Consider the following 16110-nt stretch of genomic DNA (forward strand, 5'->3'; position numbering starts at 1 on the left):
ATGTCGCGCAAAAGTGGCTACCGGTTTCGCGGCAACGATATGCGACAGAAGAAGGACCTAAAGCGTAGGACGCGATTTCAAATGACCGCGTTGCGCCTCAGAAAGAAAGGCCGGTTCGACCGGTGAAGGCCGAACCGGAAGGTGGCATTACTGCTTGGGAAGATATGCCGCCGGCATAGGCGTTCCTGGAAACCACTTTTCGTGGAGCTTCTTCCAGGTTCCGTCCTGCATTGCCTCTTTCAGCGCCTTGTTGATCGCCTCGCGCAGGGCGTCGTTACCCTTGCGAATGACGAAGCCTGCTGGCGCATCGAAGCTTGGAATATTGACCGCGATCTTCAGCGCCGGATAACGGGTGGAGTAATCCTTTGCCGCCTCGAAATCGAGGAAATGGGCATCGACGGTGCCGTTGTTGAGTGCTGAAACGGCAGAATTGTTATCCGGGAATTTCACGAGATCCGTGCCAGCAAAGTTCTTCTCGGCATAAATTTCCTGAAGCGTACCCTGGACGACTCCCAGGCGCTTGCCTTTGAGACCCGCGGCATCCTTGATATCTTCGGGTGTCAAGACACTGAGGAAGCCAGCAAGATAACCGTCGGAGAAATCCACGGTCTCCTTGCGCTTGGCCGTCGTGCCGATTGCGGCTGCAGCAACATCGAAGCGGCCGTTAGCCACCGATGGCATCAATGCCGAGAATTCCTGCCCGGTAAAGATCACCTGGTCCTTTTTGAAGCCCATGCGCTCGGCAACGTTGAGGAAAAGCTCGATGTCGAAACCGGTGAAATTGCCGTCCGCGGTGGTGAAAGCATAAGGCTTGGCGTCGCCCATCGTACCAACGCTAATGGTGTTCGCGTCGATAAGACCGAGCGGATTATCGGCCAGCGCTGGGGTCGCAGCACCGGCGATGGCACCGAGCGTAAGCGCGATTACCGTGGCACGCATTTTTGTCAGCGGAGATGTAAAAGCTTCAATCAGTCGCATTGGCGTCTTATCCTCTGGAGTTGTTGTTTGCGATGTCGTCAAGGCGCACGGGTCCCATCCGAAAGGCGGCGTAAGCTTGCCCGCCCCGGCCCATGCAGTTTCGCATGCTGGAAGTCTTCTTATTGGAATGATACCGGTCTCAATGCAAAAGAGACCGGTCTCTTTCTTTCTTGGCAATTGTTAGCTTCGTGTTTGCCAGTCGTCAAGTTCTCTTGTAAGGCTGTCACTTATGGACAAAAGCCCGGCCAAAAACTCTTCCGTCACAGTCGCCGATGTCGCGCGCAAAGCCGGCGTCTCCAAGGCGACGGCAGCGCGCGTTCTGGGCGGCTATGGAACTGTCAGCGACCGCGTGCGTGAGGTCGTTACAGCAGCGGCTCGCGCTCTTGATTATCGAACGAACGAGCTTGCCCGCAGCATGACAACGGGGCGCTCCGGATCGATCGGCGTGGTTGTCGGCGATATCGAAAACCCGTTCTTCAGTCTTGCCGTTCGTGGCATCACCGACATTGCGCGACAGGCTGGCTTTACGGTTATTCTCAGCAATTCTGGGGAAGACATCGACGCAGAAAAGGCGGCTGTGCGCACATTGCTGTCAAAGCGCGTCGATGGTCTCATCGTTTCACCAGCAAAGGATGATGATGTCGAGCATCTGCATGAGGCTGTACGTTCGGGACTACCGCTCGTACTGCTTGACCGCGGGAGTGATACGCTTGATGTCGACAGCATCATTGCCGACGACCGGCATGCTGCAGAGAAAATCACGCGGCAATTGATTGCTCTCGGTCACAGCCGCATCGCCTATCTCACCGCCTGCGACACACCAGACCATATTTTTCACGATTTACAGGATATCAGCACCGGGTCGGTGCGCAGACGCATAGAAGGATATCTTGGAGTTTGTAAGGAGGCCGGGCTTCGCGGCATGGAGAAATGGGTTCGGGTCGGTGCTGTCACGCCGGAACAAACCCACCGGATCGTCAACGAGATGCTTCAATCGCCGCAACGGCCCACGGCCATCATCGCATCGGACAGTATGATCGCCCTCGAAGCATTCAAGGTTCATCGCCAGTTGGGCCTCAGCATCCCGGACGATGTCTCACTCGTGTCCTTCCACGATGCAGACTGGACATCGGTGACATCGCCTCCAGTCACGGTGGTACGCCAACCAGTTTACGATCTTGGTGCAACAGCGGCGCAACGTCTCGTCGCACGCTTGAATGGTGCGACAGAGGAGGCGCGCAAGATCGTCCTGAAAACCGAAATCGTTGAGCGCTCCTCAGTGCAAAGGGCGCGGTGAGTTTTATCTCGGCCTGCAATTGAGTTTCGTAGAAAATCGGAAAGCCAAGATGCGTGCGAGAGGTAGCAGAAAAGACGCCACCTCTCACATAAAATCGATCAGGGAAGATCGCGCACCATGGGCTCACGATTCCAGTGGCGCTTGGCGCCGACTTTCAGGAAATCGTCAACCGGTACGACACCCTCATCCATTTCAACATTTGCTTTGTCGAGCAGGTCCGTGGTGGCAGGACAGTAGCCGATCGTCTTGCAGTGACTGTAGGCGTCCATAAACCACTGAATAGCTGCAGCCTCTTTTGTCAGCTTTTGAGCAGCTTCCGGAGCGAGGATGGATACAACCGCATCGAACAGGAACGAAGGCGATCCTGCGAGTTGACCATCCGCTGGCATCGTACCGCCATCAAGTTGAACACCGCCGACCTTTCTGGCGACAATAAACGGCGTTCCACCTTGCTGCGTGATCTCGTTCACGAGCTTGTCGACCGACATTTTGTTCGATCCATCGTCTATCAGCACGCCGATCTTTCGACCTTTCAAGGTCTCCAAAGCATTCTTCTGGATCGAAAGGGCATCTGAGACCGGCATATCGATCGGCTGCTTTCTCGCCGCGGATTTTGCAGGCAGATCGATGCCCAGACCATCTGCGACCCTGCGCGCCAAATCCTCCTCGATGTTACGCAGGTTCGACACGACGTTCTGCCGGACATGCGCGAGCTGTACCTTCGAAAGCTCGAACACGAGCGCGGAGACGATGTGCGTTCTCTCGTTCTCCGTCTGCGACCGGAAGAACATGCGAGCCTGGCTGTAATGATCGGCAAAAAGTTCGTCGCGCTGACGAAGTTTCTGGGCCGGATCGTTTCGCTCATCATTGGTCTTGAAGGTGGAAAAGCCACTTGTAACGGACGCGCGCGGTCCGCTGTCTTCGCCGGCCTCGTTCAGGCTGTTCGGCTCGTAATTGGCCCTGCCCTTCGGCACCAGTGTCTGCATCATCCCATCGCGCTGGAAGTTATGGAAAGGGCATTTCGGTGCGTTGACCGGGATTTGATGGAAATTGGTTGTTCCAAGCCGGGACTTTTGCGTGTCGAGGTAGGAGAACAGTCGGCCCTGAAGCAGCGGATCGTTGCTGAAGTCGATACCCGGAATGATGTTGCTCGGCAGGAATGCGACCTGCTCGGTCTCGGCAAAGAAGTTGTCGACGTTCCTGTTGAGCGTCATCCGGCCGATGATCTCGACCGGAATGTCCTCTTCCGGAATAAGTTTGGTGGCGTCGAGAACGTCATAAGACTACTTCGCCGCCCAGTCCTCATCAAACACCTGGATCCCAAGATCCCATGACGGGAAGTCGCCCTTGTCAATGGATTCGAAGAGATCGCGACGCTGGAAGTCCGGGTCGGCACCGGCAATTTTCACCGCTTCATCCCAGGTGGTGGAGGCCAAGCCGAGATTGGGCTTCCAGTGGAACTTGACGAACTTGCTCTCCCCTTCCTCATTCACCAGGCGGAACGTATGAACGCCAAATCCCTCGATGTGGCGGAACGACCGTGGGATGGTGCGATCCGACATGGCCCACATGATCATGTGCATGGATTCCGGCATCAGGCTGACGAAATCCCAAAACGTGTCGTGAGCAGAGGCCGCTTGAGGGTAACCGCGATCCGCTTCCATTTTGACGCTATGAATGAGGTCCGGAAACTTGATGGCGTCCTGAATAAAGAAGACCGGGATGTTGTTGCCTACCAGATCCCAGTTGCCGGTTTCGGTGTAAAGCTTCACCGCGAACCCTCTGACGTCGCGGGGCGTATCAACGGAGCCGGCACCTCCCGCAACTGTGGAGAAACGGACGAAGACGGAACAGCTCTTCCCTTCTTCCTTAAAGATGGATGCCTTTGTCAGGTGGGGAATGGCTTTCGTGCATTCGAACACGCCATGCGCACCCGACCCTCTGGCATGCACGATCCGCTCTGGAATCCGCTCATGGTCGAAATGAAAGATTTTTTCGCGAAGGACGAAATCTTCCAGCAGCGTTGGACCTCGGCTACCAGCCTTGAGGCTGTTCTGGTTGTCCGAAATACGATGGCCGAAATTGTCAGTCAGATAGGCTGCGCCTTCTCCACCATCCGCACCGATCGTCTGCTGCAGTTCGTCGCCTTTGCCACGCTGCTCTTCAAAGCTCGCCTGGCCCGAGCCCGGAACAAGCTCATGCAGGGAATTCTGAGTGCTCGGCGAACGTTCCCCTTGCTTACGCTCGGTCATGGCAAATCCTTTGTGGTTGGAGGAGTGAGAGAACTGCAAGCGTCGGCATTGCAGAGGCGTTGGCAAAGCCAAGCTCAAAGCTACAATGGACCGGACCTAGGTCAGTTCCACACGATCAACCAGGAATGCGTGGGACAACGTTATTTGTACTTTACCGTACAAAAACGTCCACCGTGAAAAAACGGTAACGTGGCCACGGATGAAGCGGCAATAGCTATGGTCGCCTCTGTTACAATAAGAGCTGAAATATATACTGAGTAACAAATTCTCAATCGGTCATTAATAACCGTTATTTCTCTATAAATATTTTATAAATTTCCTATAATAATACATTTTTCCAGAAAAATAAACATCTTATTTAAATGTTACGCACTTGGTCCGCGCTAACGCTCAAACTGTATCTAAATTATGATCAACTAATCAACTCTTACAAACAACAGAACAAACACGTTCCTGTTGAAGTCTTCCTGTTTTGTACTAATGATTGAGGCGATAACGAACGCGGTACATCATTCGTGGCGAAGTGATCGGAGAATGCTCAGCGCAGTCGAAGCATTTTTTGAGGTTTGCCAACCGAAGCTCGTGAAAGACAAGCGAGAATACGAGAGCGTTCGGCGCTGAGCGATAGGGCCTAACGCCGAAAATCGTGAAATGGTACGAGTGATCAGCACAGGGCAGATCGAGGTGCGAAATGGGTTTTAAAGAAGCGATACGGACCGTTATAAAAGAGAAATATGCGACCTTTTCCGGCAGAGCTAGCCGCTCAGAATTTTGGTGGTTTCAATTATTCTTTTATCTTATCTTCTTTTCGCTTGGCGCGGTTATAGGCATTTTCGTTTCAGCGAGTAGGTATGAACAAAGCATTCCAGGGTATCTCATCGCGATAGGAGTCGTTACGGGGATACTGTTCGTAGCCTTGATCATACCGCACATAGCTCTTGCTGTTCGTCGCCTTCATGACCGAAATTTCTCGGGTTGGTGGTATCTAGGCTTCATTATCGCCAACTCGGTGCCACATGTCGGTTCGTTGGCAAGCATCGCGCTGCTCGTGGTGTTTGTCTCTCCAGGAACAAAAGGACCCAACAGGTTCGGCGCCGATCCTCTGAACCCGCAGTTCACAGCAGAGGTGTTCGCCTGAAACGGGGGAAAAAGCCATTATTTTGGCTGGCCGTCCTGTGCTTCGTTGCAACCGCTTCTCCAGGAGCGTTTGCCCAAGAGCAGTATGGAAGCGCTGGCAATTACAAATCACAGTGCTTGCAGAACGGCGTCAGCTGTACGTTGACCTATCCCGAAGGGCCAAGACAGGCAAAGCCAGAAGCCCCCAAAGCGTCTAAACCTTCGGCCTTTGAGGCTCCTAAGCGCTCAACCCCCGAGGCCCCTGCGCCTCAAAATGTGCAACCAAAATCTGTTTCAAGCGAGCCCGCGCTTGGCGGCTTTGTCGGTGTGATCATCGTTCTGATTGTGATCGGTGCTGTTATCGGTCTCTGGATGCTGTTTGGTAGTGGCGGCGTTTTGTTGGCACGTGCACCCATGACGACGGTGAGCCTGACTGAAAGACCACCAAATTGGAACGACGATGCGCCTGACGTGCATGTAAAATCACGCGATTTCTTGGCGCACATCGCAGCGATGCCGGATCGAAGGGAGGCGCTTGTACAACTGCTCAGGCAATGCCTGCTTCAGTCGGCAAAACGGACTGGAACGCGCGTCTTGCGCTCGGACACCGAGCGAACTGTGTTTGCAAGACTACCGAAGAAGATGGAGTATCGCGATGAACTTCGCCATCTTCTCTTGCAGGCAGAGCTTGCGCATTACGGTGGACAGGTTCCCCCGGAGAGTGCCTTTTCAGACCTGCTGAAGCACGCACAGCCTCTGCTATCCGCCGGAGGTTCGGCACGTGTTTAGATCTCGTTTGGTTTTGCTGGCAGCAGCCATTTTCGCTATGATGGTGCACGCGAGCACAGGGTTGACTCAGGAGAATGTAGACAGCGATCGTTCCCCTGTTGGCTATAAGGGATTGGAAATCTGGCTGCAGTCCTGGGCAATACCTGTTACCCGCGAAACCTCGCCGACGACGTCATCAGTCTCAAATATCTCTTTGCGGATCGTTCCATTATCCTGGCAACAGGCTGAGGAGATGATAGGCGACAGCGCGAACAATCGAGATCTGAAGTCGGCTCTCTTCGGCAACGAACCCAAAACCACCCCCACTCTGATCGTGTTACCGAAATGGCGTGCCGATCGCTTGACAAATGGCGTCGCGGATGAAGCCAGTTTGGTGGGCTCATCTGACGTAAACGAAATCCTCCCTCGATTGGGCCTCTTCAACCTTCATACAAAAATTATGGAACCACGGTTCAGACAGGCACAACAGTCGATTCTGCCGCAGCATGTTGAAAAAATCAGGCTTTTCCGGGCACAGGTCTTCGTTCGCGACCAGGTTCCGCCAAACTGCATGCAAATGGCCAGCCTGCAGGCAGGGCCTGTGCTGCTGAAGTGTACTTCGGATTTTGTCTTCTACGTCCTTTCCGATCCAGACCTTTTGAACAACCACGGACTTGCACTCGGCGAAAATGCAGCCTTCGCTGTTTCCATGATCAATGAGTTGCGAGGCCCCTACTTCAAAGGCCCTGTTTATCTCGCAGAAACTGGTATGCAAATCGCGCCGGCCAGCAACTCCGGTCGTTTCCTCGCCTTCCACCTGTGGTTCATCTGGGGCGCCATCATCCTTGTGGCTGCGGTCTGTTTCTGGCGAGGCGCGGTCCGTTTCGGCAAGCCACTGACGACCGAGGCTACAAGCGATCTGTCAAAAGCTGCGGCTACCGAAGCGACTGCTCGGCTTTTGCGCCTGTCCGGCAATGACGGACGCATGACCGCACAATTTGTTCACAACCTGCTGGCCGACAAAGCCGGGCTCTTGTTTGGACCACATGCTGCTAACGATGCCGGTATCGAACGGATGTTTCGCCATCTTTCCTTGCGCGACAAGCCCAGCGCCGAAGCCTTCGAAGCAATCTCCAGGGAACTTATGAACCGCGGCAAGTCCATGACCCAGCCCGATCTGCGTCGGCATCTCGAGACATTTAAAAAACGACTAGGGAGCATCAAGCTTGAATCTAGATGAGTTTCGCAATCTGGTCGTCGCGATCCGCGGCGAAATTGCCAAGACCGTGCAGGGCCAGGATGCCCTGATCGATATGATCCTGATCTCGATCTTTGCGCGCGGCCACTGCCTCCTCGAAGGCCCACCCGGCACCGCCAAGACCCTCCTCGCGCGTTCGGTCTCTGCCGTCATGGACTTACAATACCGGCGCATTCAATTCACGCCGGACCTGATGCCAAGCGACGTGCTGGGCGTGAACCTCTTCAATTTCCAGACCAGTCAATTCCATCTGACGAAAGGACCGGTTTTCACCAACATCCTGCTTGCCGATGAAATCAACCGAGCGCCTCCGAAGACGCAATCCGCCCTCTTGCAGGCGATGAATGAGCGCATGGTTACGATCGACGGCACCGATTATCCACTGGGTCTGGACTTCTTCGTGCTCGCCACCCAAAACCCCATCGAGCAGCACGGCACCTACCCCCTGCCGGAAGCGCAGCTCGACCGCTTTCTCTTCAAGCTTGTCATCGATTTTCCCAACCGCGAAACCGAAGTCGCGATTCTGAAACGCCATGCCGGTCAACCGATCCAGACGAAACTGAACGACGTGGGCATTCGGCCGCTCGTCACCAGTTCCATCCTTGCCGAGGGTCGGGCGCTGATCGACAGCATCCATCTCGATGATAGCATCGTCACCTACATCGTTGATCTCGTCCGGGCCACGCGCTCCGATCCGGAAATCCTTCAAGGCGCCTCTACACGCGCAGCCGATGCGCTATCGGCGGCGGTGCGCGTGCGGGCAGCTTTCGGAGGACGACATTACGGGCTGCCGGACGACGTTCAGGCACTGATGGTCCCGGCCTTGCGCCATCGCATCATTCTTTCTCCGTCCGCGGAAATCGACGGTCGGACGACTGAAGACGTGCTTCGCACCATCCTGAACCGTATGGATGCACCGCGATAGATGCGCCCCTCGTCCTCCCTCATTGCTCTCGTTTTGATCATGACAGCGCTGACGGTGCTGACCGCGGTATGGTGGCCGAGCGTCGACACCGCGATCATGGGGCTTTGGGCGATTTTGGGGATCGCGGTTCTGCTCGATATTGCGCTATCGGTCTGGTCGAACCGGATCGAGATCGCCTTCGATCTGCCGAGCGGAGGCTTCGTCGGACATAACGTGCAATTGTCGGTGGGGCTTTCACCGCGGCGCGGTGCATTGCCGCCCAAGATGAAGGCTCGGCTCGATCTCGCGTCAGAACTTGTCGCCCAGGACGTCACTCTTTTTGAGCACCAAGACGGCGGAAACGCCGCCACGACGTCATCAATAGAGATCCGTCTGACGCGCCGCGGCGTGTTCAAGATCGACACGATCTGGCTGAAATGGACTTCGCGGCTCAGGCTGCTTGAGGTCGTCGTTCGTGCACCCATCGACCGTAAGATCACCGTCGCACCTGACATTTCGCCCGTGCTGTCAGGAGCAATCAACGCGCAAATCCTGCCGCTTGAAGCAGGCAGCAAAGACATGAAGCTCAGCGGACAAGGATCGGAGTTTCACCAACTGCGCGAATTTGCGGTCGGTATGGACACGCGCAGCATCGACTGGAAGCGCTCTGCCCGCATGCGAAGCCTCGTGGTGCGCGAACTGACGGCCGAGCGCAATCAGCAGATTATTCTCTGCGTCGATTCCGGGCGGCTGATGGCCGAAAAAATTGCCGGCGTCGCAAAACTGGATCGCGCCATCAATGCAGTACTCGTCGCATGCTGGGCCGCCGGACAGGCAGGCGACCTCGTGGGCTTCTACAACTTTGATAGCCGTCCTCGCCTGTTCCTTCCCGCAACGCCGGGACGTGCCGCATTTACGAGGCTGCAGTCAGCCTGTGCTACTCTGCGCTACGAGGCCAATGAAACGAACCACACGCTTGGGCTAACCTATCTTGCCGGTCAGTTGAAGCGACGCTCGCTCATCGTCATTTTCTCCGATTTCGTCGACAGTACGACGGCCGAGCTGATGGTGGAAACGATCCGCACATTGGCGAAGCAGCATTTCATCGTCTACATCACGCTCAGCGACTCCAGTATCAAGACGCTGATCGAACCCGACATCTTGACGCTGGACAGCGTCGGGCGATCTGTGGCCGCGCGCCAGATTTCGCAGGAGCGTCGAACGGTTCTGGAAACCATTTCCCGTCTTGGCGTAATGTGCCTCGACAGCACGCCTGAAGCGCTCACATCCGACCTGATTGGCCGCTATATCCAAATCAAATCCCGCGAGCTGCTATGACTGGGGCGAATGTCGATCTCAATGCCGCAATGCCCAGCTTGCCGACCCAGGTCCCCGCGCCTGTGGACATGCTACGCTCTGCGCGGTTTCGAGCCGAGCGAGAGGCACAATGGAGGGTGCTCGACCAACTTGTGACACGGGTTGAAAAGCGCGGTGTATCGACACTCGACTATGATGAGGTGCGAACGCTCACTTCCGGCTACAGGCAGGCCATGAACTCGCTGAGTGTTGCGCGCGACATCTCGCTGGATAAGGCGCTGATATCCTATCTCGAAAGCCTGTGTGCCCGCGCCTATCTCGTCGTCTATGCCCCTCAGGAAAGCGTGAGCGGGCTCATAAGCCGGCTGCTGATCCGTGGCATTCCACAAGCGGTGCGACGGTCCTACCTCCCCTTGTTTATCGGCTTTTTTGCACTGATCCTCGGCGCGGCCGTTGGGTACAAGCTCTACCTCGATGATCATAGCTGGTTTTATGCGCTCGTACCGACAGATTTGGCCGGTGATCGCACGCCCGCCGCCTCGGCAGACCTGCTCCGATCGACGATCTATGGACATGAGGGTCATGCCGCAGATGAGCTCGCGGCTTTCATGGCCTATCTTTTTTCCCACAACACGACGATCGCCGTTCTGATTTTCACTCTTGGTATCTTTGCCGCCATGCCAAGCTTCGGCCTGACCTTCTACAATGGCATGATACTGGGTGCATTTTTTGCCATGTTTGCCCAACATGGGCTGGGCTATGACGTATTCGCCTGGCTTTCCATCCATGGCGTCACAGAGCTTGCGGCCATCGCCATCGCTTGCGCAGGCGGCGCGCGCCTCGGGCTCGCCGTCCTCCTGCCCGGTCCCTTGAGGCGCAGAGACGCGTTGCGGCAACAGGCGCATGATGCCGTCAAGCTTGCCTTCCTTGCAGCCATCATGCTGATCGCTGCCGCTTTCCTGGAAGGCTTTTTGCGCCAGACCATTCAAGAACCATCATGGCGCATCGCAATCGGCTGGGGCGTGGGTCTTCTGTGGGTGGTTTGGCTTACCTTTTCGGGCCGAGACAAGACGCCGTCGAAAGAGACCGACCGATGAGCTTGATCTTCCGAGATGGCAGGCGTGTGGAAGAAATGGTGCCGCCGGAGGGTGTTGCCCTTCACCTGAACATCGCGTCGATCGCAGCGCGACTAGGCGCGCAATTCATCGACTTCGTGATGACTTTCGTCATCTTGCTGATCTGTATTATCGTGCTTTCCTTGAGCGGTGTATTGGAGGAAAGCGCCCGAGCGACAGCAATCGCGCTCTTGGGCTTCCTGTTGCGGACACCCTATTACATTCTGTCTGAATTGATCTGGAATGGCCGCACACTGGGAAAGCGGATAGCCAGTATTCGCGTGGTAAATGTGGAAGGCAGGCGGCTGACGCCCCATCAAATCGCCACCCGAAACCTTATGAAGGAGGTGGAGATATTCACGCCTTTGGGCCTGATACTTTCAGACCCGCCCGCTTGGCTGGCATTGATCGCCATCTTCTGGATCATCATTGTCGTGGTCGTCATCTTGTCCAGCAATCGGCGGCAACGGTTAGGTGATTTCATGGCTGGAACTCTCGTCATCGAAAATCCCCGCTCCGCGCTCCTGCCCGATCTTGCCAGCGCCACATCCTCGATGAAGGGAACCCAGGCGGCGTTCGACTTCAGACCCGAACATCTCGACATCTACGGAAGCTACGAGCTCCAGACCTTGGAAGATTTGTTACGGGATCCAGGCACGCGCCTGCGTGACAAGCAGGTCACTGAGATCGCTCAGGCGATCACCAAGAAGATCGGTTACCGCGAAGCAGTGACGCCAGGCAAGGAACTGGACTTCCTCAATGCCTTCTACGTTGCACAGCGCGAGCATCTGGAAACACTTCGGCTTTTCGGCAAACGCCGCGAGAACAAGTTTCACAGTACCAGCAGCACCAAAGACAAGGACTGAATGTTTCGGGAGTGACTGATTTCGTATCATCACGTTTTCGTGGGAACATTCGTTGACGCTTGGCGTTAACACTGCCCCGTCAGACTATTTCCCAGAGGCACATCGTGGTCCAAGCTGAACGCGCCGCTCCCGAAGACGAAGCGAAGCAAAACGGTGATCCGCAGGATCGCGAGCAACAAAGTGACAGCTCTGGACCTGAACAGGAAGAAAAGAAGCCCTCGATAATACGTCGGCATCCCTTTTGGGCAGCGATCATTGTACTTGTTCTGATCGCCGTGGGGATCGCAACCTATTTTGTCTGGCTGATTTACTTTCACCCTTACGAGACGACCGATGACGCCTTTGTAGATGCGCGGAGCTTCGCTCTGGCTGCAAAAGTATCCGGCTATCTCGATGAGGTCGCAGTTGCCGATAACGCCCATGTCGAAGCCGGTGCCATGATCGCTAAAATCGCTCCGCGCGATTATCAGATTGCAGTGGATCAGGCGCAAGCGCAGGTCGAGGCGGCCAGGGCGTCGATCACGAATGCGACTGCACAGATAGACGTTGCGTCCGCGGCAATCGAGGAAGCAAAGGCGCGGGAAGCCTCCTCAGGAGCAGCACTGCAATTTGCAAAAGATGAAGCCAATCGACAGCGTCAGCTACAACAAGGCGGTGCCGGCAGCCTGCAAACCTCTCAGCAGGCAGAATCGAACCTGCGGCAAGCTCAAGCTTCCTATGCGGAAGCCCAGGCCAATATCAGTTCAGCGATGAAAAATAAGGTCGCAGCAGAAGCACAGCGCGCGAGTGCCGAGGCAAGCCTGAAGCAGGCCGAGGCCCAGAAGGAAAGCGCCGATCAGAACCTCGACTACACAACGATGTCCGCTGCCCAGCCTGGCCGTGTGGTGAAAATCACTGGCGCAAAAGGCCAGTTTGTCCAGGCAGGTCAGGCCATAGCAATGTTTGTGCCGGATGAAATATGGGTCACAGCCAACTTCAAGGAAACGCAGCTTGCCGACATGCGCCCAGGTCAGCCCGTAGAACTGACGATAGACGCGTATCCGGATCACGTCCTTCACGGCAAGGTCGATTCGGTGCAACCCGGTTCCGGCACCGCCTTCTCACTGCTGCCGGCTGAAAACGCCACCGGCAACTACGTGAAGGTGACACAGCGCGTGCCGGTCAAGATCGCCGTCGATGAATGGCCCAAGGATGTGTCGATCGGTCCAGGCATGTCGGTCGTGCCCACCGTCACCGTTCGCCCCAGACAGTAATCCAATCAGCGGGATCGAGGACCGGATATGGCAACCGCGGCAGCGACAGGCGGAACCGGCGCAAAGGCGAGTGGCCGCAGCACCAATCCTTGGTTGGTGGCGGTGGTCGTGGCGCTCGCGGTCTTTATGGAAGTGCTTGACACGACCATTGCCAACGTTGCGCTACGCTACATTTCAGGTGGGCTCGCGGTCAGTTCTGACGAAGCCTCATGGGTCGTCACCACATACCTCGTCTCCAACGCGATCGCACTGATTGCCTCCAGCTTCATTGCGCAGCGTTACGGTCGAAAACGCTTCTATCTCGTCTGCCTTGCCCTGTTCACCGTTGCATCGGTCATGTGCGGCCTTGCATGGGATCTGCCGTCGCTTCTGGTTTTCCGCATGATCCAGGGTTTTGCCGGCGGCGGCATGGTGCCCGTTTCGCAATCGATCCTAACCGACGCATTCCCCCCTGCCAAACGAGGACAGGCCTTCGCGATTTTCGGGATCGCCGTCGTGGTAGCGCCCGTTGTTGGGCCGACACTTGGTGGTTGGCTATCCGACAATTTCTCATGGCACTGGTGCTTCCTGATCAACGGCCCTGTCGGGGTCTTCGCCTTCATGCTGGTCTACTTCCTCGTCAATGAGTCGGGTGAGCAGGAGAAGAAGCGCCAAGAGATGCGAAAGCGCGGCATCCGCTTCGACATTGTAGGTTTCGTGCTCGTCGCAACTTTCCTCGGCTCGCTGGAACTGATGCTCGACCGCGGGCAGATCGAAGACTGGTTCGACTCGACTTTCATCATCGTCACAGCAACGATCTGCTTTGCCGCACTCGCGGCTTCGATTCCCTGGTTGTTGACGGCAAAAAATCCGGTGTTGGATGTGCGGCTGATCGCAACGCGGCAGTTCGGTTCGTGCATGATCGTAATGCTGGCAATCGGCGCTATCCTCATCGCCACCACCCAGTTCGTGCCGCAGGTTCTGCAAGAGAACTACGGCTATACCGCCACATGGGCGGGTCTCGCTCTATCGCCGGGTGGCCTTGTGACGATGGTGATGATGTTCATGGCCGGTCAGTTGACCTCACGCATCCAGCCCAAATACCTAATCGCTATTGGCGCGACGATCATTGCGCTTTCGATGTACGACCTGACGCGGCTTACCCCGGACGCCGACTTCACGTTCTTCGTCTGGTCGCGCTGCATCCTCGGACTTGGCTTGCCGCTGATCTTCATCCCAATCACAGCCGCCTCTTATGACGGCCTGAGACCGGACCAGACCGACCAAGCCTCCGCCCTCATCAACGCCGCCCGCAACACCGGCGGCTCAATCGGCGTTTCGATTGCCTCCAACGTGCTCGCCCATCGCGAACAATGGCACCAGAGCCGGCTGGTAGAACACATCAACCCGACCGAACCCGCCTACCATCAGACAATGCAGAACCTTCAAGGTTTCTTCGCAGAACGCGGCTCCTTGATGGTGGATGCGCAAAGCCAAGCAATGGCACTAATTGGACAGCAAGTCGGAATTCAGGCCAGTTTTCTCGCCTATATAGATGTGTTTTACGTTCTAGCAATCATTTCGGCGCTTGCCGTGCCGTTGGCTTTGATCCTCAGGAACGTCGCTACAAAGTCCAGTAAGGGCGGGATGCATTGAGTTCCCAAGCGATTTTGAAGGTGTGATCGCCGCCAGAAGACCATATGGAATGAGCTTACTTATTCATCGCGAGAAGGACTAACAGGGAGGTTCCTTCATATCACACAGCTGACGGATGGTACTGCTCTGCGAGCTTTGGCAGAAGGGTTGCCGCTAGACCGTGACGACAGTTCTGGCAGCAAGATACATTTGAAAGATGCAAATATGGAGACCAATTATCCCACCTCACAGGATGGAAAAACGTCTGTACAGCCCCATCAATCATACGCCATTATGAACAAGACCATAAAATTCTCCCCTTAAATAGAAAACCCGTCGAAAAAATCGACGGGTCTATTAGCTGCATGAATGACGCCCTTGCGGAAGCAAGGATGCCCGCTCGTGACGCCATTAAGCGAACAACCAGCTGCTTGGGGCCGCATCAAGCACCACGCCAACAAGTACGATCTTTTCGTTAAAGTGATCGCCCGCCCCCTTGTAGGTCAGCACGGTGCTGTCTTCAAATTCACCGAACTTCCAGTCAGTAACGCTTCCCTTAAGATCAAGTTTGTCTGAGTTGACGTCGAAGCCAATAACTTTGTCCGTGGTGAACGCCGATGTCGTCATGTCGCCAAGGTTGAAGACAAACGTATCAGCGCCGTGACTGGCATACATCACATCGCTACCCTTACCGCCGATCACTGTCGAAGACTTCAACGTTACTGCGCTAAGGTTAATCATATCGTTCCCGTCGCCAGCATCGATATAGACCGTGGTGCTTGAGCCGTCGGTAACACCGTTGCCGCCGTTGGAACCGTTTGCGTTTACAATTCCGCCGATATCCTTGAGGCTCTGTCCTTGGGTTATTACAATGTTATCGTTACCAGCACCGGTTTTGATAACGGTGTCATTAACCCACGCCGTACTGTTGGACAGAAGTGAGATATGGACATTGTCATTGCCCGCGCCCGTTTCGATGTTTCCCCGCTTGACGTTGAGGACTTCAACAGTCGAATTGCCGTTCCCTCCAAGCAGGATGTCGGCATGAACAAAGTCCTTGACCTTGATCGTCTGCGCTTCGTCGGATACCGCAAGTACGTTCTTAACAGAGTTCCAAGCACCAGCAACGTCGAAGCTAAAGCCGGTAATAGATGTATCGAAGGCTACATCGACCTTGCCTCCACCCTTCACGTTGACCGTAGAGATCGGAAAACTCTGCCCCAGATCATTAGTTTCTGCACCCGTTCCATCGGTCAGGAGACCGTTCACTGTGCTCTCAGCCGCCTTCAAATCCGCCACGGTCGCTGCACCGCCATTACCAAATTGTACTGTGAATGCCATTTCTTCTCTCCTAGTTACCTAATCAACTTGA

The 16110-nt window shown here is 55.4% G+C and carries 12 protein-coding genes and 1 pseudogene; 10 read left to right on the forward strand and 3 right to left on the reverse strand.

What is annotated here, in order from left to right; all coding sequences use genetic code 11:
• Positions 1 to 147: 147 nt before the first annotated feature.
• On the reverse strand, positions 148 to 978 hold the full coding sequence (locus tag WKI41_RS04215; RefSeq protein WP_340192239.1) for an ABC transporter substrate-binding protein: 831 nt from the start codon (positions 976 to 978) through the stop codon (positions 148 to 150).
• A 229-nt stretch (positions 979 to 1207) separates the two neighbouring features.
• Here WKI41_RS04215 and WKI41_RS04220 point away from each other — a divergent pair, with 229 nt between their 5' ends.
• Positions 1208 to 2275, forward strand: a complete 1068-nt coding sequence (locus tag WKI41_RS04220) for a LacI family DNA-binding transcriptional regulator (RefSeq protein WP_340192240.1) — start codon at positions 1208 to 1210, stop codon at positions 2273 to 2275.
• 98 nt (positions 2276 to 2373) lie between these two features.
• Here the strand turns inward: WKI41_RS04220 and WKI41_RS04225 are convergent.
• Positions 2374 to 4527 (reverse strand): annotated as a pseudogene (locus WKI41_RS04225) (catalase).
• Between the two features lie 691 nt (positions 4528 to 5218).
• Between WKI41_RS04225 and WKI41_RS04230 the strand changes: the two are divergent.
• The 9 genes from WKI41_RS04230 to WKI41_RS04270 all read left to right on the forward strand — a co-directional run bounded on the left by WKI41_RS04230 (position 5219) and on the right by WKI41_RS04270 (position 14759).
• Entirely contained in the window at positions 5219 to 5665 is a 447-nt protein-coding gene (locus WKI41_RS04230) for a DUF805 domain-containing protein (RefSeq protein ID WP_340192241.1), read from the forward strand.
• 254 nt (positions 5666 to 5919) lie between these two features.
• A complete protein-coding gene (locus WKI41_RS04235) occupies positions 5920 to 6432 on the forward strand; it encodes a hypothetical protein (protein ID WP_340192242.1) in 513 nt (170 codons plus the stop codon).
• Positions 6425 to 7651, forward strand: a complete 1227-nt coding sequence (locus WKI41_RS04240; protein WP_340192243.1) for a hypothetical protein — start codon at positions 6425 to 6427, stop codon at positions 7649 to 7651. The genes WKI41_RS04235 and WKI41_RS04240 overlap by 8 nt, the downstream gene beginning before the upstream one ends.
• Positions 7638 to 8594 (forward strand): AAA family ATPase, encoded by a 957-nt coding sequence (locus WKI41_RS04245; RefSeq protein ID WP_340192244.1) that lies wholly within the window; start codon positions 7638 to 7640, stop codon positions 8592 to 8594. Before WKI41_RS04240 ends, WKI41_RS04245 begins: the two co-directional genes overlap by 14 nt.
• Positions 8595 to 9911, forward strand: coding sequence for a DUF58 domain-containing protein (locus WKI41_RS04250; protein WP_340192245.1), 1317 nt, complete (start codon positions 8595 to 8597; stop codon positions 9909 to 9911).
• Positions 9912 to 9940: 29 nt separating this feature from the next.
• Positions 9941 to 10987, forward strand: coding sequence for a stage II sporulation protein M (locus WKI41_RS04255; protein WP_340192321.1), 1047 nt, complete (start codon positions 9941 to 9943; stop codon positions 10985 to 10987).
• On the forward strand, positions 10984 to 11871 hold the full coding sequence (locus WKI41_RS04260; RefSeq protein ID WP_340192246.1) for an RDD family protein: 888 nt from the start codon (positions 10984 to 10986) through the stop codon (positions 11869 to 11871). The genes WKI41_RS04255 and WKI41_RS04260 overlap by 4 nt, the downstream gene beginning before the upstream one ends.
• Positions 11872 to 11975: 104 nt before the next feature.
• On the forward strand, positions 11976 to 13124 hold the full coding sequence (locus WKI41_RS04265) for an HlyD family secretion protein (protein WP_340192247.1): 1149 nt from the start codon (positions 11976 to 11978) through the stop codon (positions 13122 to 13124).
• A 27-nt stretch (positions 13125 to 13151) separates the two neighbouring features.
• Complete coding sequence (locus tag WKI41_RS04270; RefSeq protein ID WP_340192248.1) at positions 13152 to 14759, forward strand: DHA2 family efflux MFS transporter permease subunit; 1608 nt, start codon at positions 13152 to 13154, stop codon at positions 14757 to 14759.
• A 390-nt stretch (positions 14760 to 15149) separates the two neighbouring features.
• On the opposite strand, the gene WKI41_RS04275 is transcribed toward WKI41_RS04270, so the two are convergent.
• Complete coding sequence (locus tag WKI41_RS04275; RefSeq protein ID WP_340192249.1) at positions 15150 to 16079, reverse strand: rhizobiocin; 930 nt, start codon at positions 16077 to 16079, stop codon at positions 15150 to 15152.
• Positions 16080 to 16110 lie beyond the last annotated feature (31 nt).

The sequence above is a fragment of the Agrobacterium larrymoorei genome (assembly GCF_037722385.1).
GTDB classification, from domain to species: domain Bacteria; phylum Pseudomonadota; class Alphaproteobacteria; order Rhizobiales; family Rhizobiaceae; genus Agrobacterium; species Agrobacterium larrymoorei_C.

Coding starts and splice junctions, on each gene's coding strand:
- WKI41_RS04230 (WP_340192241.1), top strand. CDS start 5,219: ATGGGTTTTAAAGAAGCGATACGGACCGTTATAAAAGAGAAATATGCG.
- WKI41_RS04215 (WP_340192239.1), bottom strand. CDS start 978: ATGCGACTGATTGAAGCTTTTACATCTCCGCTGACAAAAATGCGTGCC.
- WKI41_RS04220 (WP_340192240.1), top strand. CDS start 1,208: ATGGACAAAAGCCCGGCCAAAAACTCTTCCGTCACAGTCGCCGATGTC.
- WKI41_RS04270 (WP_340192248.1), top strand. CDS start 13,152: ATGGCAACCGCGGCAGCGACAGGCGGAACCGGCGCAAAGGCGAGTGGC.
- WKI41_RS04250 (WP_340192245.1), top strand. CDS start 8,595: ATGCGCCCCTCGTCCTCCCTCATTGCTCTCGTTTTGATCATGACAGCG.
- WKI41_RS04255 (WP_340192321.1), top strand. CDS start 9,941: ATGCCCAGCTTGCCGACCCAGGTCCCCGCGCCTGTGGACATGCTACGC.
- WKI41_RS04260 (WP_340192246.1), top strand. CDS start 10,984: ATGAGCTTGATCTTCCGAGATGGCAGGCGTGTGGAAGAAATGGTGCCG.
- WKI41_RS04275 (WP_340192249.1), bottom strand. CDS start 16,079: ATGGCATTCACAGTACAATTTGGTAATGGCGGTGCAGCGACCGTGGCG.